Raw genomic sequence first — 19,384 nt, 5'->3', positions numbered from 1 at the left:
AAAACCGGGGCAGCTTCTCGCTATCCCGGTTTTTCTTCAAAGCTTCGGAAGCATTATTTGACCGGCGCGTTGAGAACCTCGAGCACCTCTTCCAGCTCTGTAATCATCTGCCGGATCAGCTGCTTGTACTGGGAGGTATCGTCTTTCACCTCGTGACTGCTCAGCTTCTGCTTCGCGCCACCGATAGTGTAGCCCTGGTCATAGAGAAGGCTACGAATCTGGCGGATGGTAATAACGTCCGCCCGTTGATAGTACCGACGGTTGCCCCGACGCTTTACCGGCGACAGCTGCGGAAACTCCTGCTCCCAATACCGCAGGACGTGTGCTTTCACAGCACACAGCTCCGCTACTTCACCAATGGTGAAATAACGCTTCCCCGGAATGGTGGGAAGTTCGTTGTTATGACTGGGTTCCAGCATACGCTTCTACTTTTTGCTTTAGTTTTTGTCCCGGGCGAAACGTAACGACACGCCGTGCACTGATCGGAATCTCTTCACCGGTTTTCGGGTTCCGTCCCGGCCGCTGCTTCTTGTCCCGCAGATCGAAGTTACCGAAACCCGACAGCTTCACCTGCTCGTTGTGGCTGAGAGCGCCTCTGATCTCATCGAAAAAAGCTTCTACCATTTCCTTGGCTTCGCGTTTGTTCAGGCCCAATTCCTCGTACAACCGCTCCGCCATTTCCGCTTTCGTCAAAGCCGCCATCTCTCAACTCCTCAGTGTTGCCCCCAGCTCTTCTTTCAATGCGTCGATCACACCGTTGAAGAGCGAATGCACTTCATCCTCGTTCAATGTACGTTCGGGGTGCTGCCAGAACAGACTCAGAGCCAGGCTTCGGTTACCCTCACCCAGACTCTCGCCCTCATAGACATCGAACGCACGCAACGCTGTCAGCTGCTCGCCGGCATGCTTTCTCGCTACACGCTCCACATCGGCGAACGCTACCTCGCTTCCGATAATAATAGCCAAATCCCGACGAACTTCCGGGAATTTTGAAATTTCTTTGAAATTAGGCACATATCCGGTAACGATTGAATTCAAGAATAGCTCAAACATCAGGATCGTGCCATTAAGTTCAAGATTTTTCTGAACTTGTGGATGCAGAGTCCCCAGCCAGCCCACGTGCTCGCCGTCGCGCATGAGTTCTGCAGTCTGTCCCGGGTGCAGCGCAGGATGCTGGCTGCCAACAAAATGGATCTCAATGCCCAGCAGACTGAACAGACTCTCCAAATCCCCTTTTACATCAAAGAAATCCGCGGTTCTGCGACCGTTTGCCCAGTTTTCAGGATACTGGCTGCCAACCACCACACCGGCCAACATCGGTTGTTGATCAATCCGCTCGCCCTCCTGGAGGAAGCGCAGACCGGTTTCGAACAGACGTATGCGCGGCTGCTGGCGATTCTGGTTATGGGCCACGGTTTTCAACAAGCCACTCCAGAGGCTGGTACGCATCACCGACAGATCCGAAGAAATCGGATTGGTCAGCGCGATGCCCTGACGATCGGGGTCCACCAGTTGCTGAACCTTAGGATCGACAAAGCTGTAGGTCACCGCCTCCTGGTACCCATGATCCACAAAGAAGTTGCGGATGGCCGATACCGGGCGAACAGCTTCCTGCTCCGGGCGCAGACCGAGTGAGCCCGTAGGCTCGGTTACAGGCAGATTGTTGTAGCCATAAATTCGACCGACTTCCTCGATCAGGTCTTCTTCAATAGAGATGTCCGGGCGGAAGCTGGGCACACTGACACGCCAGCCGTCTTTCAGGAGCTTTTCCACCCGCAGGCCGAGCCTGGTCAGGATCTCCTCGACGGTGGTGCGATCAATTTCCATACCCAGAACATCGTTAAGCCGGCGGGATCGCAGGTCGACAACCCGATCCTCGGGAATATCCTCATCGCTGGCAACTTCGACGATTTCGCCAGGCTCACCACCAACGATGTCCATCAGCAACCGGGTGGCCCGCTCCATCGCATCCCGCGCCAACTTGTAGTCAACACCTCGCTCGAACCGGTGCGATGCGTCAGTGTGCAAACCATAGTGACGAGCCTTGCCCGCCAGCGTAATCGGATCGAAGTAAGCGGATTCCAGCACCAGGTCCCGCGTTTTCGGACTGACTCCGGAATGCTCACCGCCCATGACACCGGCAATGGCAATCGGCTTCTCATGATCCGCGATCACCAGCGTTCCCTGGGTGAGCTCGACCTCCTGACCATCCAGCAGAACGAGCTTTTCACCAATTCGCGCCATGCGGACAACGATCCCGCCCTGGATTTCGTCACGATCGAAGGCGTGCATGGGCTGGCCTAGTTCCAGCATGACGTAGTTGGTGACATCCACGGCGGCATCAATGGAGCGAATACCTGAACGGCGAAGCTTTTCCTGCATCCACAGGGGCGATTCCGCCTGCAGGTTCACATTGCGCAGAATACGGCCAAGGTACCGCGGGCAGCCTGCCGGCGCCTCCACCCGGATATCAGGCACTTCAGAGTGCACCGATTCCACGGGCTCGATTGCCGGGCTGTTGACCAGCATGCTGTTCAGAACACCCACTTCACGGGCGATACCCTTGATAGACAGGCAATCGGCGCGATTCGGAGTCAGATCCACATCAATGGTGACATCGTTCAGCTTCAGGTAATCGGCCACGTCCTGCCCCACCGGTGCGTCCGCCGGGAGCTCCATCAGGCCATCGTGATTATCGGAGAGCCCAAGCTCTGACTCGGAACAAAGCATGCCCTCAGAAGGCTGACCGCGAAGCTTGGCCTTCTTGATTTTGAAATCACCGGGCAGAACCGCCCCCACCACGGCAAAAGGAACCTTCATACCTTCACGGACATTGGGAGCGCCACAGACCACCTGAACCTCGGAGGCACCATCACTGACCTGGCAAACCCGCAGCTTGTCTGCATCAGGATGTGGCCCTACTGACTGAACTTCTCCAACGACCACGCCGCTGAATTGACCGGCCACCGGCTCGAAACCGTCCACTTCCAGACCTGCCATGGTGATCTGGTCCATTAATTCCTGGGTATCGATTTGCGGGTTAACCCACTCGCGCAGCCACTGTTCACTGAATTTCATGGTTATTGCCTTGTCCTGATGCGGTTATGCCTGTTTGATTGGATGCCGTGATCTTGCCGGTTAACGGAACTGGCGCAGGAAGCGCAGATCATTTTCGAAAAACATACGCAGATCGTTCACGCCGTAGCGAAGCATGGCCAGGCGCTCTACCCCCAGACCGAATGCGAAGCCACGGTATTCCTCGGCATCGATTCCGCAATATTCAAACACCTTGGGATGCACCATTCCGCAACCCATGACTTCAAGCCACTTGATGCTGCCATCGGCTTCCCGACCCCATTCAATGTCCACTTCTGCGGAGGGCTCCGTAAACGGGAAATAGGAGGGCCGAAAGCGGACCTGAAGGTCCCGCTCAAAGAACACTCGCAGGAATTCTTCAACAGTACTTTTGAGATCCGCGAAGCTGACATTTTTCTCGACCAGCAACCCCTCCACCTGGTGGAACATGGGGGTGTGCGTCATATCCGAATCACAGCGGTAAACCCGGCCCGGGCAGATCATCCGGAATGGTGGCTTGCCCGCTTCCATGGTTCGAATCTGTACCGGCGAAGTGTGAGTTCGCAGCAGGGTGCCCGGGTTAAAATAGAACGTATCGTGCATCGCGCGAGCAGGGTGATGGCCAGGGATGTTGAGGGCCTCGAAGTTGTGGTAATCGTCTTCGATCTCGGGCCCCTGCTCGACGGTATAGCCGGCCCGGGCGAAGAAATGCTCGATCCGCTGGAGGGTGCGGGTAACCGGGTGCAATCCACCCAGGTCCTGACCACGGCCAGGCAGAGTCACATCAATGGATTCACTGGCAAGTTTCTGCTCGATGGCGGCACGTTCAAGATCGCTTCGCCGGGCATTGATGGCTTCTTCGACCTGCCCCTTGGCTTCATTGATTTTCTGGCCGGCGGCAGGGCGCTCCTCAGCAGAAAGCTTGCCCAGAGTTTTCGCCTGCTGGGTAATCACACCCTTCTTGCCAAGATACTCAACACGAATTTGATCAAGTGCCTGCAGGCTGTCGGCGCTATCAACTGCTGCCAGCCCGTCCTGAACCAGTTGCTCCAGGTTTTCCATTGACCCTGCTCCAAACCAGAAATGGAAGTGCTTAAAAACGTAACTTCAAAAACAAAAATAGGGGAAGAGCGTGCCCTTCCCCTATCAGGAGGCGCCGTCATGAAATCATGAGACGCCCATATCGATCAGCAATCGATGAAAGAGCTAAGCGATCACAGGGACGCTTTGGCCTTCTCAACAACAGCGGCAAACGCCTGCTGCTCGTTCATGGCCAGATCGGCCAGAACCTTACGATCGATTTCAACGTTAGCCTTTTTCAGACCAGCGATCAGACGGCTGTAAGACAGACCGTTAGCGCGGGCACCAGCATTGATACGGGCAATCCACAGAGCGCGGAAAGCACGCTTGCGGTTACGACGGTCACGGTAGGCGTACTGACCGGCCTTGATAACCGCTTGCTTGGCTACACGGAATACCCGGCTACGAGCGCCGTAGTAACCTTTGGCCTGATTGAGAATCTTTTTGTGACGACGGCGTGCGACCACACCACGTTTTACACGAGCCATACTTTAATCCTTCTACCTGTACTTTCTAAGGAATGATACTCGCGGCTGGATCAGCACGCGGTCATACGCTTGATAGATGCAACATCCGACTTGGCGATGAGCTTGGTGCCGCGCAGCTGACGCTTACGCTTCGGGCTCTTCTTGGTCAGGATGTGACTGGTGAAGGACTGCTTGTGCTTGAAGCCGGTGGCGGTTTTCTTGAACCGCTTGGTGGCTCCGCTTTTGGTTTTCATCTTAGGCATTTTTTAAAACTCCGCATTCTATTTTTAAATAAACAATAATGTGCCCCTGAACGACAAATCCCCCGCATGCGCGGGGGACAAGCACCCGATCAGGTTCACTTCTTCTTGCGGGGCGCCACAACCATGGTCATCTGCCGGCCTTCCATTTTCGGCCGCATCTCTACCTGGGCAAGCTCTTCAATATCTGCTTCTATGCGCTGCATGAGCTGCATACCAATTTCCTGGTGTGCCATCTCACGGCCACGGAAGCGGATAGTGATTTTGCCGCGGTCCCCGTTTTCAAGGAAACGTACCAGGTTGCGTAGTTTGACCTGATAATCCCCTTCTTCAGTTCCTGGACGGAACTTAAGCTCTTTGACCTGCGTCTGCTTCTGCTTTTTCTTGGCAGCCGCCTTGGCCTTCTTCTCGTCGAAGATTTTCTTGCCGTAGTCCATTATCTTACAGACGATCGGATCGGAATCCGTAACCTGGACCAGGTCAAGAGATGCCTCTTCTGCTTGCTTGAGAGCATCCTCTATTGGTACTACACCGACCTGATTGCCTTCTGCGTCAATCAGTCGGACTTCGGTTGCGTCAATATTCTCATTGATAGGCGCCTTTGGTGTGCGCCCACCCCGATTCGCTCGCTGTTTAATAATCAGATCTCCGTCTTTGTTTTGCCCTTGCGTTCAACATCTTCACTTAAGAATTGCTCAAACGCTTCAAGCGATAAAGTTCCCAAATCTTCGCCCTTGCGGGTTCTCACCGCAACGGCGTTGTTGTCGACTTCTTTGTCACCGACAACGACAAGGTAGGGAACCTTGTTAAGAGTATGCTCGCGGATTTTAAAGCCGATCTTCTCGTTTCTCAAGTCAGCATTAACCCTATAGCCCAAAGAATCCCACTTTTTCGCCAGATTCTGACAATAATCACGCTGATTATCGGTGATATTGAGGATAGCCACCTGAGTCGGCGCCAGCCAGGTCGGGAATGCACCTTCGTATTCCTCGATCAGGATACCAATAAAACGTTCAAAGGATCCCAATACCGCCCTGTGCAGCATGACCGGGGTCTTCCGCTCGGAATTATCGGCAACATACTGCGCACCCAGACGACCCGGCATCGAGAAGTCCACCTGAATAGTGCCACACTGCCATACCCGTCCGATACAGTCTTTCAGCGAGAACTCGATTTTGGGTCCGTAGAAGGCGCCTTCGCCTGGCAGCAATTCCCAGTCTACCCCTTCGCGATTCAACGCTTCTTCCAGGGCGGCTTCCGCCTTGTCCCAGACCTCATCGGAGCCAACCCGTTTTTCCGGACGGGTTGAGAGCTTGTACAGGATTTCGGTAAACCCGAAGTCTGTGTAGATCTCGTGCAGCATTTCAATAAATGCCGAGACTTCCTGCTGAATAGAATCTTCTTCGCAGAAAATGTGGGCATCGTCCTGGGTAAAGCCCCGAACACGCATCAGTCCATGCAGCGCCCCGGAGGCCTCGTTCCGGTGGCAGGAGCCGAATTCCGCCAGTCTCAGGGGCAGATCCTTGTAGCTTTTCAGACCCTGGTTGAAGACCTGCACGTGGCAGGGACAGTTCATGGGCTTGATGGCGTAGTCGTGCTTCTCCGACTCGGTGGTGAACATGTCGTCCTTGAACTTGTCCCAGTGCCCTGACTTCTCCCACAGGGTCCGTGACACCACCTGTGGTGTCTTGATCTCCTTGTAGCCATGCTCCTGCTGCTTGCGGCGCATGTATTGCTCAACTTCCTGATACAGCGACCAGCCATCCGGGTGCCAGAAAACCATGCCCGGTGCTTCTTCCTGCATATGGAACAAGCCAAGCTTCTTGCCGACCTTCCGGTGATCCCGCTTCTCGGCCTCTTCCAGACGGTGCAAATAGGCTTTGAGATCTTTCTTGTTACCCCAGGCGGTTCCGTACACGCGCTGAAGCTGCTCATTGCTGGTGTCGCCACGCCAATACGCGCCGGCCACCTTGGTCAGTTTGAAGGCCTTCAGCTTGCCGGTGCTGGGAACGTGGGGACCGCGGCACAGGTCGATAAAATCGCCCTGGCTGTAAAATGAAAGGTCCTCATCGCCGGGAATGTCCTGAATGATACGGACCTTGTATTCTTCGCCCATATCCTCAAAGAGCTTGATCGCCTCATCGCGGGACATGATGGAGCGAGAAACCGGCAAGTCCTGTTTGGAGAGCTCTTCCATCCGCTTCTCGATCCGCGCCAGATCCTCATTGGTGAACGGGCGGTCGTACTTGAAGTCGTAGTAGAAGCCATTGTCGATAACCGGGCCAATGGTGACCTGGGCTCCTGGAAACAGTTCCTGGACAGCCATGGCCATCAAGTGCGCCGTAGAATGGCGAATGATATCAACGCCGTCTTCATCACGCTCGGTGACGATTGCCAGCTCGGCATCGTTTTCGATGCGATAACTGGTGTCCACGAGCTGGCCATCCACCTTTCCGGCAAGGGCGGCTTTGGCAAGGCCAGCGCCGATATCGGCGGCGACATCATGAACGGTTACGGGTTCGGCAAAACTGCGATGGCTACCATCGGGCAGGGTTACGACGGGCATGAAAGGCTCCTGTTGGTTACTCAGCGGTGATCTATACCAGAGACCACATGGTGACGGCACGGCGCGATACAAACCGCGGGCCGCTTCGAGGCGAAGTCTAACAGAAAAAAACCCGGCAGGTTAATGCCGGGTTTGCACGGACAGGTGTGGCGTCAGGCTGGCTGGCCGGCGGCTTCCTCCCTGGCCCGCCGACGCAACTGACCAAACGCCAGAAGGCCGAGTAACACCAGAGCAGGAATGAACATCAGCTCTTTTGGCGGCCGTTCCAGGTCAACCTGCACGGCATCGATGGTCCAGCCAAACTGGATGCCAGCATCCTCCGCCGGGCTACCGAAACCAACGAAGTCTACCGCCATCTTTTCGCCATCCGGGCTGAGTTCAAGGCCGGCGTCCATCAGACGTTGCTCGGGCGTGTCGCCAGCGGGAATCTCAAGCCGCACATAGGTGGTCACCTCGTCGCCGTCAATCGTCATCCCGGAAGCCTTCAGGACAATCGGTTTGTCTGCTGGCACATCCTCAACATACTCCATGATCTCGGCGCCGGGCCGATCTGCCGTGGGCGGGTAAACCATATCCCACCAGAAGCCGGGCCGGAACATGGTGAACGTAATCAGCAGCAATAACAGCGATTCCCACTTATAGCTCTTGGTAAACCAGAACCCCTGCGTGGCCGCGGAAAAGACCAGCATCGCAGTGACTGCACTGAAGATCGTAACCAGCAGGTCAAACCATCCGGTCAACCCAATGAGCAACAACTGGGTATTGAAAATAAACATGAACGGGAGGATCGCCGTACGGATGTCGTAGGTGAAGCCCTGGATACCCGTTCGTATGGGATCGGCGCCGGATATGGCAGCGGCGGCATAAGCCGCCAACCCCACGGGCGGCGTATCGTCCGCCAGAATGCCAAAGTAGAACACAAACAGATGCACCGCAATCAGCGGCACGATCAGCCCATTCTGGGCGCCCAGAGTGACGATTACCGGCGCCATCAGCGTGGACACAACGATGTAGTTGGCAGTGGTCGGCAAACCCATGCCGAGGATCAGGCTGATAATGGCCGTGAAGATCAGCATCAGCAGCAGGTTGCCGCCAGACAGGAACTCGACAAATTCGGTCATCACCAGGCCAATACCGGTCAGGGTAACCGTACCCACCACGATACCGGCGGTGGCAGTTGCCACGCCAATACCCACCATGTTTCGGGCACCGGTGGCGAGCGAATGCGCAAGATCAAACACGCCATCCTTGAACGCAGTGAGGAAGTTGCCGTGCTTGTAGAAAAAGGCCTTCAACGGTCGCTGTGTAACAACAATGAAAATCATGAACAGCGTGGCCCAGAACGCCGACAGCTGTGGCGAGAAACGCTCAACAGTAAGGCACCAGACCAGCACTACAACGGGCAGAAGAAAGTACAGCCCGGTCTTTACAGTTGGGCCAACCGGCGGCAATTCGCCCATGTCCTTATCCGGATCGTCTTCCTCGAGTTCCGGAAATCGGGTGGCATAGCCAACCAGGCCGATATAGATCAGCACCAGCAAAGGTGCCAACACCCACATCGCCGCTTCACCGAAAAGCGTTTTCGTCCAGCCGATCCCGTAATACACCACCAGGGTCAGCACACTCAGGCCGATGAGGATAACGACCCAATTCAGCATCCGCTGGGCAAGAGTCGGCTTGTTGAGACGCTCAATGCCCTGCATGTTCAGCTTGCAGGCCTCAAGGTGCACGATATAAATCAGTGCCACATAGGAAATCATCGCAGGGAGGATGGCGTGCTTGATGACCTCCAGGTAGGAGATACCCACATATTCGACCATCAGGAAAGCGGCCGCGCCCATGATGGGAGGTGTCAGCTGGCCGTTGGTTGATGCGGCCACTTCCACTGCGCCGGCCTTGGTAGCCGGAAAACCAACCCGCTTCATCAGCGGAATGGTGAACGTGCCGGTAGTGACGACGTTGGCAATAGACGAACCGGAAATAACGCCGCTTAAACCACTGGAAACCACCGCAGCTTTGGCGGGACCACCACGCATATGCCCCAACATGGCATAGGCGACTTTAATAAAGTAATTACCGGCGCCTGCTCTCTCAAGCAGCGCGCCAAACAACACGAACAGAAAGACGAAGCTCGTGGAAACCCCAAGTGCAACGCCAAACACGCCCTCAGTGCCCAACCACTGGTGCGACGCCAGCTTACTGAGGCTCACGCCTTTATGGGCAATCACATCCGGCATATAGGGGCCGGCAATCGAGTATGTGATGAAGACCGCAGCAACGATAGTCAGCGGGAGCCCGAGCGACCTACGCGTGGCTTCCAGCAAAAGCACGAGACCGATAAGCGCAACCCACAGATCCTGGGTGATCGGCGCGCCGGGCCGCGTTGAAAGCTCTTCGTAAAAAACGTAGAGGTATGAGGCGCAGAAAGCGGCAACAAGCGCCAGAATCCAGTCATAGATGGGGACGATATTTACATGCCGCCCCTTGATCATCGGGAAGGCAGAAAACGCCAGGAAAACGGCAAACGCAAGATGGATCGAGCGCGCTTCCGTGGAATTAAAGATTGCGAAATTGAAGATATAGGGCAGCGGTGACGCAATCCAGAGCTGAAACAACGACCACACCAGGGGAACGATAAAAAGAATAACCGCAGCATATCCGCTGGTCGCCCTGCCCCCGGTTTCAGTCTGCAGGATCTGGTCTACATTACTGCTACCACCAGCACCAGCTCCGTTAGCCGGATCGCTCGTCGCCATAAATTAGTCCCGTACGTAAAAATCAATCTCTGAAAGGGCGTCACAGCGGGCTTGAGCCCGCTGTGACGGAGTGCAGGCAGATCAGTCGATCAGACCAGCTTCTTTGTAGTACTTGGCAGCACCCGGGTGCAGAGGCGCACTCAGGGCATCAGAGACCATTTCTTCCTTGTTCAGGTTGGCAAATGCAGGATGCAGGCGCTTGAAGCTGTCGAAGTTCTCGAAAACAGCCTTCACAACCGCGTAAACAACGTCATCGGGCACATCAGTGGATGACACAAAGGTTGCCGCAACGCCGAAGGTGGTAACGTCATCGTCACTGCCACGATACATACCACCAGGGATGACTGCCTTACGATAGTACGGGTTTTCGTCGATCAGCTTCTGTGTGGCAGCGTTATCAACGTTAACCAGTACACTGTCACAGGAGGTGGTCGCTTCCTTGATTGCACCAGAGGGGTGGCCAACCGTGTAGAAGAAGGCATCAATGTTACCGTCACACAGGGCCTGGGACTGCTCCGCGGCCTTGATTTCGGCAGCCAGTGAGAACTTGTCCAGCGTCCAGCCCATCTCATCCATCAGGACTTCAGCAGTGGCGCGCTGCCCTGAACCGGGGTTGCCGACAGATACCCGCTTGCCTTCCAGGTCTTCAAAGGTTTTGATGCCTGAGCCCTTGCTGGCAACAACAGTGAACGGTTCCGGATGCAGAGAAAAGACCGCGCGGAGATCTTTGTTAGCACCATCATCCTTGAACTGGCTGGTGCCATTGTAGGCATGGTACTGCCAGTCGGACTGGGCAACTGCCAGATCGAGCTCGCCCTGGCGGATGGCATTCAGGTTGTAGACGGAACCACCGGTACTCTCCACAGAGCAGCGAATACCGTGCTCTTTACGGTCCATGTTCACCAGACGACAGATAGCACCGCCAGCCGGGTAATAAACGCCGGTTACACCGCCGGTGCCGATGGTCACGAAGCGCTGCTCCTGGGCGGAAACGGAGGTTGAAGCAGCGCCCAGGCTGACTGCGGCAGCGACAGCGAATGCGGAGGCTTTAAGTTTCAGTGTCATGTGAGTTCTTCCTTTTTTCTGTTCATTGTAATTCGGCGCCCGCTTCGGGAGCGGGCAAGACGTACGATCACCATAAAACATAGACCACTTCACACCATAAATAAAGTATGGATTAGCTCGCTAACCGGTTGACCAGACAACAAAAAAGCCCGCAAAGCGGGCTTTTTTGCAGGTCGGTGCGAATGTTATTTCGCAGCTCGAGCCTTGGCAAGCATCTGATCCGGCCGCAGCAGGAACCGGGCCAGGGCCGGCAACAGCCAGATGGCTCCAACCATGTTCCAGAGGAACATGAAGAACAGCAGGAAGCCCATGTCGGCCTGGAACTTGATTGGCGAGAATATCCAGGTGACAACACCCAGACCCAGAGTCACACCGGTAAACATAACCGCCTTACCAGTGGAGCGCAGGGTCTCGTAGTAAGCCTCCTGAAGCGTTTTGCCTTCAAGCAGGTATTTCTCCAGCTTGCTGTAGATATAAATGCCGTAGTCGACACCTATACCGACACCCAGGGCAATAACCGGCAGGGTCGCCACTTTGATACCAATGCCGGATACCGCCATGATTGCCTCACAGAGGATCGAAGTCAGTCCCAGAGGTATCACGATACACAGCACCGCACGGATCGAACGGAAGGTCGCGAAGCACAGCAAACTCACCACACTGTAAACGAGGATCAGCATCTTATCCTTGGCGCCGGAGATAACCTCGTTAGTAGCGGCCTCGACACCGGCGTTACCCGCCGCTAGCAGGAACCTGTGCTCATCAGTGCTGTTGTTCCCGGCAAACTGTTCGACGCGCTCAACGACGGTTTCCAGAGTTTCTGCCTTGTGGTCCTCAAGGAAGACCAGTACTGGCGTCAGGCTGCAATCAGTGTTGATCAACCCGGCAGGCGCCTCACGAATGGACGCATTGATAATGGTCTGGTTGCGGGAGATCTCATACCACTTCCAGTTGCCCTCGTTCAGAGCCTTGGTCACCATCTTGGAAACATCTGCAAGTGATACCGAAGACTGAACGCCCGGCGTGTTCTGAAGCTCCCACTGCAGAGTATCCATGGCCCGCAGCACATTATACTGCGTGCACTGCTCTTCCGGTGTTTTGACCATCACCACCAATACATCCGCACTGGTCGAGTAATTATTGATGATGTAGGCATTGTCCTTGTTGTAGCGGGAGTCCGCACGAAGCTCAGGCGCACCCTGATCCAGGTCGCCAATCTTCAGGTCCTGCTTGTAATAAAGACCAAGACCGAGACCAATTACAGCAATCAACAACGAAATTGGCGCAACGCCCGGATGGGAGAAGTAGGACAAAACACGCCATTTCCGATCCTGTTTTTCGCCGTGATTCTGCACGTGACGAATACCCCCTTTGGAGATACCGACATAGGACATAATCAATACATGCAAAACCAGGTTGGTGAAGATCACGAACGCCACACCAATACCTGCGGCAACAGCCAGGTCCCGGATAACGTCGATCTCGATAAAGAACAGGGTCAGGAAACCAAAGGCATCCGAAATCAGAGCCAGCATGCCCGGAATGTAAAGAGCACGGAAAGCCAGGCGCGCAGCGGTCACCGCATCAAAGCCCTTGGCAGCTTCAACCGCCATGGCATTCACAATCTGAACGCCGTGACTGATACCAATCGCAAACACCAGGAATGGCACCAGCACCGAATAAGGATCCAGCCCGTAGCCCAGCAGCCGAAGCGTACCCAACTGCAGGAACACTGCAATGATTGAGGTAAAGACAGGAACCAGGGTGCCGGCAATAGCCCGCGAGTACCAGAACAGAAGCAGCGTGGTCAGCAGAATGGTAATCCCTGCAAACCAGGCAATAGAACCAATCCCCTCAATCAGATCGCCGACCTTCTTGGCGAAACCGACTATATGAATCTTGATGTTCGGGTTCTGTTCTTCGTACTTTTCACGAATCTTTTCTTCAAGCTGACGGGAAAATTCGCCGTAGTCCAGAGCCTCACCGGTCTCCGGATTCTTCTCGTACAGCGGCGCGTAAACGATCGTTGATTGGAAGTTATCAGAGATCAGGCGCCCGACTTCGTTGGAACGAAGAACGTTCTGGCGAAGCTTCTCCAGACTGTCCCGGGAGCCGTCATAGCCGTCCGGTATGACAGTGCCACCCTGAAAACCCTGTTCGGTAACCTCAACCCAGCGGACATTCGACGTCCAGAGGGATTTGAGACCCGAACGATCCACGCCGTTGAGATAAAAAACCTCGTCGGTGATCTGCTTCAGGGTTTCCATGTACTCTTGGGTGAAAATATCGCCCTCTTCTACCTCGACGGCGATACGAACGAAGTTACCGAGGTTTTCAAGATCATCCCGGTGCTCAAGCATATTTACAATGTAGGGATGCTCAAGCGGAATCATTCGCTCGAAGCTGGCATCCGGCTGGATCTTGACGGCGTTATACCCCAGAAACAGCGTCAACACGGCGAAGACGACAAGAATGATTGGCCGATTATTGAAGATCAGCCTTTCGAGAAAGGGTTCGGCCTTGGGCGTGGTCAGATAGTGCTCGCCCTTGTCATGCTTAGGGTTGGACATTCAAAAGCCCCTCTATTATTCGTTCGGTTGTTGCCACATCAGGGCGTTATTGAAGGTTTCTTCCACGGGCGTCTGTGATTTTTACGCCACCTTCGCCGACAATCAGCAGGTCTGTTCCTGAGATAGGCACCGCGCTCATGACACCTTCACGATCACTTCTGAAATGCTCGCGGAAGGTTTCGGCGCCATTGGTGCTCATCAGTACCGCACCACTATTACCTACCAGGGTGATACGACCATCTTCCGAAACGACGCCGTCGTTGAGCGTAGCCCCAGCTGAATTGGGGACCATCCGCCAGCTTCTGCCGAGGTCTGAAGAGAACAGCATGTTGCCACGAAGGCCGAAGGCGAGCATCTCGTTCACCCGGCCTGTACCGATGACACCGAACAGGGAGCCTTCATAAGGCGCCTCACGGCGCTCAAAGGTCTCACCACCGTCTACAGAGACATGTATCTGACCGGCTTCACCAACGACCACCAGTGCACCACCCGTGATCCGGGTAATGCCATTGAGATGGAAGTTCTGCCGGTTATCAATTCTTGGCGCCCAGTCTTTCCAGGTCTCACCACCGTCCATGGTGCGCAGGAACATACCGTAAGCGCCTACCACAAAACCGCGGTTCTCGTTTTCAAACCAGACATCCAGCAGCGGGTTAACTGGACCAATGTCCATATCCGCCTGAATGTTCTCGAGGGCAAAGTAAAGGTCGTCCAGTGCCCACTCGAGATCCTCTTTCTCTTCTTCGGGCGCTTCTTCGATGCGCTCCTCCATGGCGGCAATCTGCTCTTCCCGGCTCTCAATGGCCAGTTCCATGGCGCGGATACCGTCAATCTGAAGGTCCCAGGTGGCCCCGGCGTCGCTGGTATGGAGGACAACGCCGCTGTGGCCCACGGCCCAGCCATGGCTGTCGGAGCCAAAATCGATCCCTGTCAGGGTCACAGAAACAGGTACCTCACCCTGAACCCAGGTTTTCCCCTCATCATCCGAGTAGATGATATGGCCGCGTTCTCCCACGGCCACAATGCGATCCCCAACCCGGGTCGCATCGGTGAGAAGATTTTCCGGGGCCAGATCCGTCGGCCGGGCCGGGGTTTCGATGATATCTGCAAGCGCAAACGCTGCAGGGGCAGACCAGACCATGGAAAGTCCAAGGCAGGCAGCGCCCAGAGTCTTGCACATCAACCTTTTAGCCATTCAGATTGCCTATTATGTTGTATTGAACTGTGTCTCTGACCGGCAAAGCCGGGAATAACTGTAAACATACCGGCAACCTTACGATTGCCGGTATGTCGGGTCGCCACTTCCTGTGGGCGGGGACGCATCCCTCGGCCAACAGTGCGTTAGCGAACACTCCTGCGGCGCAGGGAAGCCGGCGAGAAGTAACGCTTGTTCGGGACCTCATTGGTGAACACGCGGGTATTGGCCTCTTCTGTGTCCAAACCGAGTACATGATAACGACGGGCCTGAAGGTCATGATAGACGTCAAGAACCGTCCACACACCTGGAAGTTCATAATAATTTTTCGGCAGCCCCATCGTGACACGCCAGAGTTCGCCGCGACCGTCGTATTGATCCAGCAGAACCGTGTTCCAGCTGTCCTCGTCGATATAGAAGCGGCGCTTGCCATAGATATGGCGCTCACCGTCTTTCAGTGTGGCTTCTACCACGTGCACACGGTGAAGCTCCCAGCGGGTGAGGTCCGGATTCAGATGGGAGATACCGAGGATTTCCTCGTAAGGAAGACCTTTTTCCCCAATTCGGTAATTGTTGTAGGGGATGTAGATTTCCCGCTTGCCTTCGTAATTCCAGTTATAGCGATCCAGGGCCCCGTTGAAGATATCGGTATCATCTGCGGTCCGGAGGTTGTCAGCCGCTGCAATCGGGGAGTCGTACCCCAGGTTTGGCGCCCGACGTACCCGACGCTGACCGGCGTTGTAGCCCCAACCATTCCGGGGATTGATGATCTGATTCAGGGTCTCATGAATCAGAATGGCGCCACCGGCAAGGCGGGGTGGTGACTGGGTAAACGACAGGTAGTAGAAGATCACGTTATCCAGATCTTCTTCACCGCCTTCCGGGTTGTAGTAGTTGAAGAAGGCTTCCTGTTGAGAGGTAACCAGCGAGTAGTCACCGTTGGTCTGGACTGCCACCTCACTGGAGCGACGGGTTATATTCACGCCCCGCCAGCGGGTCAGGTGGTTCCAGACCGCCTGCCAGGCCTTCTGCTCGTCATTGCCGTGCAGGATCGGGAATGGGTAACCGCCAAAGGCTCCGTCCAGGCCTTCGCCCTGGCCAACAATCTCCGCGCTTACCGCGTTTTCACGGGTATTCTCAGCCACCCAATCAGGGACCGCATGGGTACGACGGGACTGGTAAACGGGCACACGGAATGTGGTCGGGTAGGTTTCGAGCATCGCCTTCACACCGTCAGTGAGGTACTCCTCATACTGATCCATGTTGGCAGGCGTAATGGTAAAAAGGACTTCATCATCCGGGAACGGATTAATGTGGTGCTGTCCGCTTCCCTCATAGCCGGGAGGCGGCTCTGTCAAGCCTCCGGTCCAGGCCGGAATGGTTCCGGCGCTGTTGCCGGCCTTGGGCGAGCCAAAGGGTGTCAACTCCTGGCCCAGACGGGCCGCTTCACTGGCGGAGACCGCCGCCCACGCAGGCGCTGATGCCACGGAGAAAGCCAGCAGGCCGCCGAGAATCGCATTTTTGTTATACATCATTGTGAAACCTTAAGTGCGTCTGGAAGCCTCTGCGGAGGCTTTTTTATTGTCGTCTGATGGAATTACAGACCTTACTCCAGATTACCCGATCCCAGACTAAAGTCTATCGACCGAAAGTGCGATTTTGTATCTGGCTTCACTCCGCGAGGCTCTTGTGCACCACCTCATAAACATCCCGGGACAATCCGGATTTGTCGCGAATACGCTCCAGGGCAGATTTCATCTGAGCGCTGTACGCGGGCGCAAACTTTCTCCATCGGGTAAGCGGCGTCACCAGGCGCGCAGCAATCTGCGGGTTGCTGTCGTCCAGGCGGCAGACCTGATCCGCCAGGAATTCATAACCAGAACCGTCAGGCTTGTGGAAAGCAGCCAGATTCTGACCCGCAAACGCACCCACCACAGAGCGAATCTTGTTGGGGTTTTTCCAGTCGAACGCCGGATGCTCCAGAAGCTTACGGATGTCCGCCAACTGCCCGGCCTGATCACTGGACGCCTGCACAGAGAACCACTGTTCAACAACCTGCGGATCTTCCTGGAACCGATCATAGAAGTGATCAAGCGCCTGCCGGCGATCAGCCTCAAAGCCCGAATTGACGAGCGCACGCAAAGCACCCATGCGATCGGTCATATTGTCAGCAGCGTTCAACTGGCTCACAGCCAGGCCCCGACCCTCCTCGTCATCAATCATCAGCAACCAGGCCAAAGCGGTATTGCGCAGGCTACGACGGGCAATGGCCTCCGGCGTCACCTCGTAGGGACCACTGTCCTGTTGGCGCTGGTAGCAATCAATCAGCTCGCCTTTCAGGGCACCGGCCAGGTGCCGCAGCACTGAGTCACGAGCCCGGTGAATGGCTGGCACATCGGCGTTTTCGGTAAGCTCAATCAGGTACGCTTCCGAAGGAAGCTGTAGCATTTTCGCCACCAGGGCCTGATCCAGATCGGTGTCGGAAATCAGCTTGCGATAAGCCTCAACCAGTCTTGGTTCGATGTCCGCATCGTCCGGCGCTCCGACCAGTGACTGGATGACATCGACGGCCAGTCTCTGGCCCGCATCCCAGCGGTTGAAACCGTCCGGATCATGGCTCATCAGGAAGAGCAGCTGTTCTCGGCTCCAGTTGTAGCGAACCCGAACCGGCGCGGAGAAGTGCCGCAAAAGTGATGGCACAGGTCTGGATTCGACGCCATGGAATTCGAACGTGTGGACGGCTTCGGTCAGCTCAAGCACCCGCTCCGTCGGCGCACCCGAATCTCCGGATTCAAGCTGCAACGGCAGGGGCTGGCCATCCTGTCCAAGCAGACCCAGCGCAAACGGGATGTGCTGGGGTTTTTTGTTGGTCTGGCCCGGGGTATCCGGAATGCTTTGCTCAATAGTCAGGCGGTACACACCTGTCTCCGCGTCAAAGTCGTCCGAAATGGCCAACACCGGCGTGCCGGCCTGCTCGTACCACAGACGGAACTGGCTCAGATCACGGCCGGAGGCATCCTCCATGGCTTTTACAAAATCATCGGTTGTGACGGCCTGGCCATCGTGGCGCTTGAAATACAGGTCACTGCCCTTGCGGAACATGTCCGGCCCCAGCAGGGTATGGATCATGCGTACGACCTCTGCACCTTTCTCATAAATGGTCAGGGTGTAGAAGTTGGAGATTTCCATGTAGGAAGCCGGCCGCACCGGATGCGACATCGGGCCTCCATCTTCAGCAAACTGGGCGGTACGCAGCAGCGTGACATCCTCAATCCGCTTCACAGTCGGCGAACCCATGTCTGCCGAGAACTGGGAATCCCGGAAAACGGTAAAGCCCTCTTTCAGGCTGAGCTGGAACCAGTCGCGGCAGGTGACCCGGTTACCTGACCAGTTGTGGAAATATTCGTGGGCGACGATGGCCTCAATGCGCTGGAACGCCAAGTCCGTAGCGGTTTCCTGGCTGGCCAGAACACAGGACGAGTTGAAGATGTTGAGCCCCTTGTTCTCCATGGCGCCCATGTTGAAGTCGTCTACCGCCACAATCATGAAAATATCGAGGTCGTACTCACGACCATAGACTTCCTCATCCCAGCGCATGGAACGCTTCAGCGAGTCCATGGCGTGATCGCATTTCTCGGCGTTACGGGGCTCCACATACATGCGCAGATCGATGTCGCGGCCAGAGCACGTGGAAAACGTGTCCCTTTTCTCAACCAGATCTCCGGCCACCAGGGCGAAGAGGTAACAGGGCTTGGGGAACGGATCTTCCCAGGTAACAAAATGACGGCCGTTTTCCAGCTCGCCTTTTTCGACGTCATTACCATTGGAGAGGAGAACCGGATAGGCGTCCTTGTTGGCTTCTATGCGAGTGCGGAAACGCGCCATCACGTCCGGGCGGTCCGGGAAGAATGTGATGCAGCGGAACCCTTCAGCCTCGCACTGGGTGCAGAACATGCCCGAGGACTTGTAAAGCCCTTCCAGACGGGTATTGTTCTGCGGCTCGATCCAGGTGACGACTGTCAAAGTGAACTGTTCCGGCACCGAGCGAACCACCAACTGATCGCCCCGATCTTCATAATCACCAGCGGCCAGCTCAGCGCCGTTCAGAGCGACGGATTCGAGCGTCAGACTGTCACCATCGAGCTCCAGAGGCGCCGCCGTCTCATCCGATTCCGGGTTCCGGCGGAGTTCGAGGGTGCTGTGCACCCGTGCGCCATCCTCAAAAAGCTCGAATCGCAGGTCTACAGTGTCGACCAGATACGCAGGTACCTTGTAATCGCTCAGATATATGGTTTGTGGCTGGCTGGTACGCATGGGTTTTCTCCAGAATTCGCGGCCGGCGGGCACTGG

Annotated in this window: 14 protein-coding genes; all 14 read right to left on the bottom strand. The window is 55.6% G+C overall.

Annotation, left to right across the window (positions count from 1 at the left end; genetic code table 11):
- Positions 1–53: 53 nt before the first annotated feature.
- Entirely contained in the window at positions 54–419 is a 366-nt protein-coding gene (locus AC5JQH_RS16975; protein ID WP_008170477.1) for a MerR family transcriptional regulator, read from the bottom strand.
- Positions 400–702 (bottom strand): integration host factor subunit alpha, encoded by a 303-nt coding sequence (gene ihfA / locus AC5JQH_RS16970; protein ID WP_007151838.1) that lies wholly within the window; start codon positions 700–702, stop codon positions 400–402. Before ihfA ends, AC5JQH_RS16975 begins: the two co-directional genes overlap by 20 nt.
- A 3-nt stretch (positions 703–705) precedes the next feature.
- Positions 706–3,078 carry a phenylalanine--tRNA ligase subunit beta gene (gene pheT / locus AC5JQH_RS16965; RefSeq protein ID WP_491713218.1) on the bottom strand — a complete coding sequence of 791 codons (2,373 nt, stop codon included), beginning with the start codon at positions 3,076–3,078 and terminating at the stop codon, positions 706–708.
- A gap of 60 nt (positions 3,079–3,138) precedes the next feature.
- Positions 3,139–4,137 carry a phenylalanine--tRNA ligase subunit alpha gene (pheS, locus tag AC5JQH_RS16960; protein ID WP_008170484.1) on the bottom strand — a complete coding sequence of 333 codons (999 nt, stop codon included), beginning with the start codon at positions 4,135–4,137 and terminating at the stop codon, positions 3,139–3,141.
- Between the two features lie 152 nt (positions 4,138–4,289).
- A complete protein-coding gene (rplT, locus tag AC5JQH_RS16955) occupies positions 4,290–4,643 on the bottom strand; it encodes a 50S ribosomal protein L20 (protein WP_008170485.1) in 354 nt (117 codons plus the stop codon).
- Positions 4,644–4,693: 50 nt separating this feature from the next.
- The gene (gene rpmI, locus AC5JQH_RS16950) at positions 4,694–4,885 is read right to left on the bottom strand and encodes a 50S ribosomal protein L35 (RefSeq protein WP_007151842.1); all 192 of its coding nucleotides are present in this window, start codon (positions 4,883–4,885) and stop codon (positions 4,694–4,696) included.
- A 95-nt stretch (positions 4,886–4,980) separates the two neighbouring features.
- Complete coding sequence (gene infC, locus AC5JQH_RS16945; RefSeq protein ID WP_075267677.1) at positions 4,981–5,526, bottom strand: translation initiation factor IF-3; 546 nt, start codon at positions 5,524–5,526, stop codon at positions 4,981–4,983.
- Positions 5,523–7,448, bottom strand: coding sequence for a threonine--tRNA ligase (gene thrS / locus AC5JQH_RS16940; RefSeq protein WP_008170491.1), 1,926 nt, complete (start codon positions 7,446–7,448; stop codon positions 5,523–5,525). Before thrS ends, infC begins: the two co-directional genes overlap by 4 nt.
- A gap of 152 nt (positions 7,449–7,600) precedes the next feature.
- The gene (locus tag AC5JQH_RS16935) at positions 7,601–10,204 is read right to left on the bottom strand and encodes a TRAP transporter permease (RefSeq protein WP_008170492.1); all 2,604 of its coding nucleotides are present in this window, start codon (positions 10,202–10,204) and stop codon (positions 7,601–7,603) included.
- Positions 10,205–10,285: 81 nt separating this feature from the next.
- On the bottom strand, positions 10,286–11,269 hold the full coding sequence (locus tag AC5JQH_RS16930) for a TAXI family TRAP transporter solute-binding subunit (protein ID WP_008170494.1): 984 nt from the start codon (positions 11,267–11,269) through the stop codon (positions 10,286–10,288).
- 185 nt (positions 11,270–11,454) lie between these two features.
- Positions 11,455–13,839 (bottom strand): efflux RND transporter permease subunit, encoded by a 2,385-nt coding sequence (locus AC5JQH_RS16925; protein WP_008170496.1) that lies wholly within the window; start codon positions 13,837–13,839, stop codon positions 11,455–11,457.
- A gap of 46 nt (positions 13,840–13,885) precedes the next feature.
- A complete protein-coding gene (locus AC5JQH_RS16920) occupies positions 13,886–15,034 on the bottom strand; it encodes a WD40/YVTN/BNR-like repeat-containing protein (protein ID WP_227497736.1) in 1,149 nt (382 codons plus the stop codon).
- Positions 15,035–15,180: 146 nt separating this feature from the next.
- On the bottom strand, positions 15,181–16,566 hold the full coding sequence (locus AC5JQH_RS16915; RefSeq protein WP_008170500.1) for a DUF1329 domain-containing protein: 1,386 nt from the start codon (positions 16,564–16,566) through the stop codon (positions 15,181–15,183).
- Between the two features lie 139 nt (positions 16,567–16,705).
- On the bottom strand, positions 16,706–19,348 hold the full coding sequence (pepN, locus tag AC5JQH_RS16910) for an aminopeptidase N (protein WP_008170501.1): 2,643 nt from the start codon (positions 19,346–19,348) through the stop codon (positions 16,706–16,708).
- Positions 19,349–19,384: the final 36 nt, after the last annotated feature.

The organism is Marinobacter sp. H13 (genome assembly GCF_059072335.1).
The sequence above is the reverse complement of the archived record's forward strand: the minus strand, read 5'-3'. Positions and strand labels throughout refer to the sequence as shown.

What these genes read in the sequence shown, in the direction of transcription:
- pepN (WP_008170501.1), bottom strand. Translation starts at nt 19,348, where the DNA reads ATGCGTACCAGCCAGCCACAAACCATATATCTGAGCGATTACAAGGTA.
- AC5JQH_RS16915 (WP_008170500.1), bottom strand. Translation starts at nt 16,566, where the DNA reads ATGTATAACAAAAATGCGATTCTCGGCGGCCTGCTGGCTTTCTCCGTG.
- rplT (WP_008170485.1), bottom strand. Translation starts at nt 4,643, where the DNA reads ATGGCTCGTGTAAAACGTGGTGTGGTCGCACGCCGTCGTCACAAAAAG.
- pheT (WP_491713218.1), bottom strand. Translation starts at nt 3,078, where the DNA reads ATGAAATTCAGTGAACAGTGGCTGCGCGAGTGGGTTAACCCGCAAATC.
- AC5JQH_RS16975 (WP_008170477.1), bottom strand. Translation starts at nt 419, where the DNA reads ATGCTGGAACCCAGTCATAACAACGAACTTCCCACCATTCCGGGGAAG.
- rpmI (WP_007151842.1), bottom strand. Translation starts at nt 4,885, where the DNA reads ATGCCTAAGATGAAAACCAAAAGCGGAGCCACCAAGCGGTTCAAGAAA.
- pheS (WP_008170484.1), bottom strand. Translation starts at nt 4,137, where the DNA reads ATGGAAAACCTGGAGCAACTGGTTCAGGACGGGCTGGCAGCAGTTGAT.
- thrS (WP_008170491.1), bottom strand. Translation starts at nt 7,448, where the DNA reads ATGCCCGTCGTAACCCTGCCCGATGGTAGCCATCGCAGTTTTGCCGAA.
- AC5JQH_RS16920 (WP_227497736.1), bottom strand. Translation starts at nt 15,034, where the DNA reads ATGGCTAAAAGGTTGATGTGCAAGACTCTGGGCGCTGCCTGCCTTGGA.
- ihfA (WP_007151838.1), bottom strand. Translation starts at nt 702, where the DNA reads ATGGCGGCTTTGACGAAAGCGGAAATGGCGGAGCGGTTGTACGAGGAA.
- AC5JQH_RS16930 (WP_008170494.1), bottom strand. Translation starts at nt 11,269, where the DNA reads ATGACACTGAAACTTAAAGCCTCCGCATTCGCTGTCGCTGCCGCAGTC.
- AC5JQH_RS16935 (WP_008170492.1), bottom strand. Translation starts at nt 10,204, where the DNA reads ATGGCGACGAGCGATCCGGCTAACGGAGCTGGTGCTGGTGGTAGCAGT.
- AC5JQH_RS16925 (WP_008170496.1), bottom strand. Translation starts at nt 13,839, where the DNA reads ATGTCCAACCCTAAGCATGACAAGGGCGAGCACTATCTGACCACGCCC.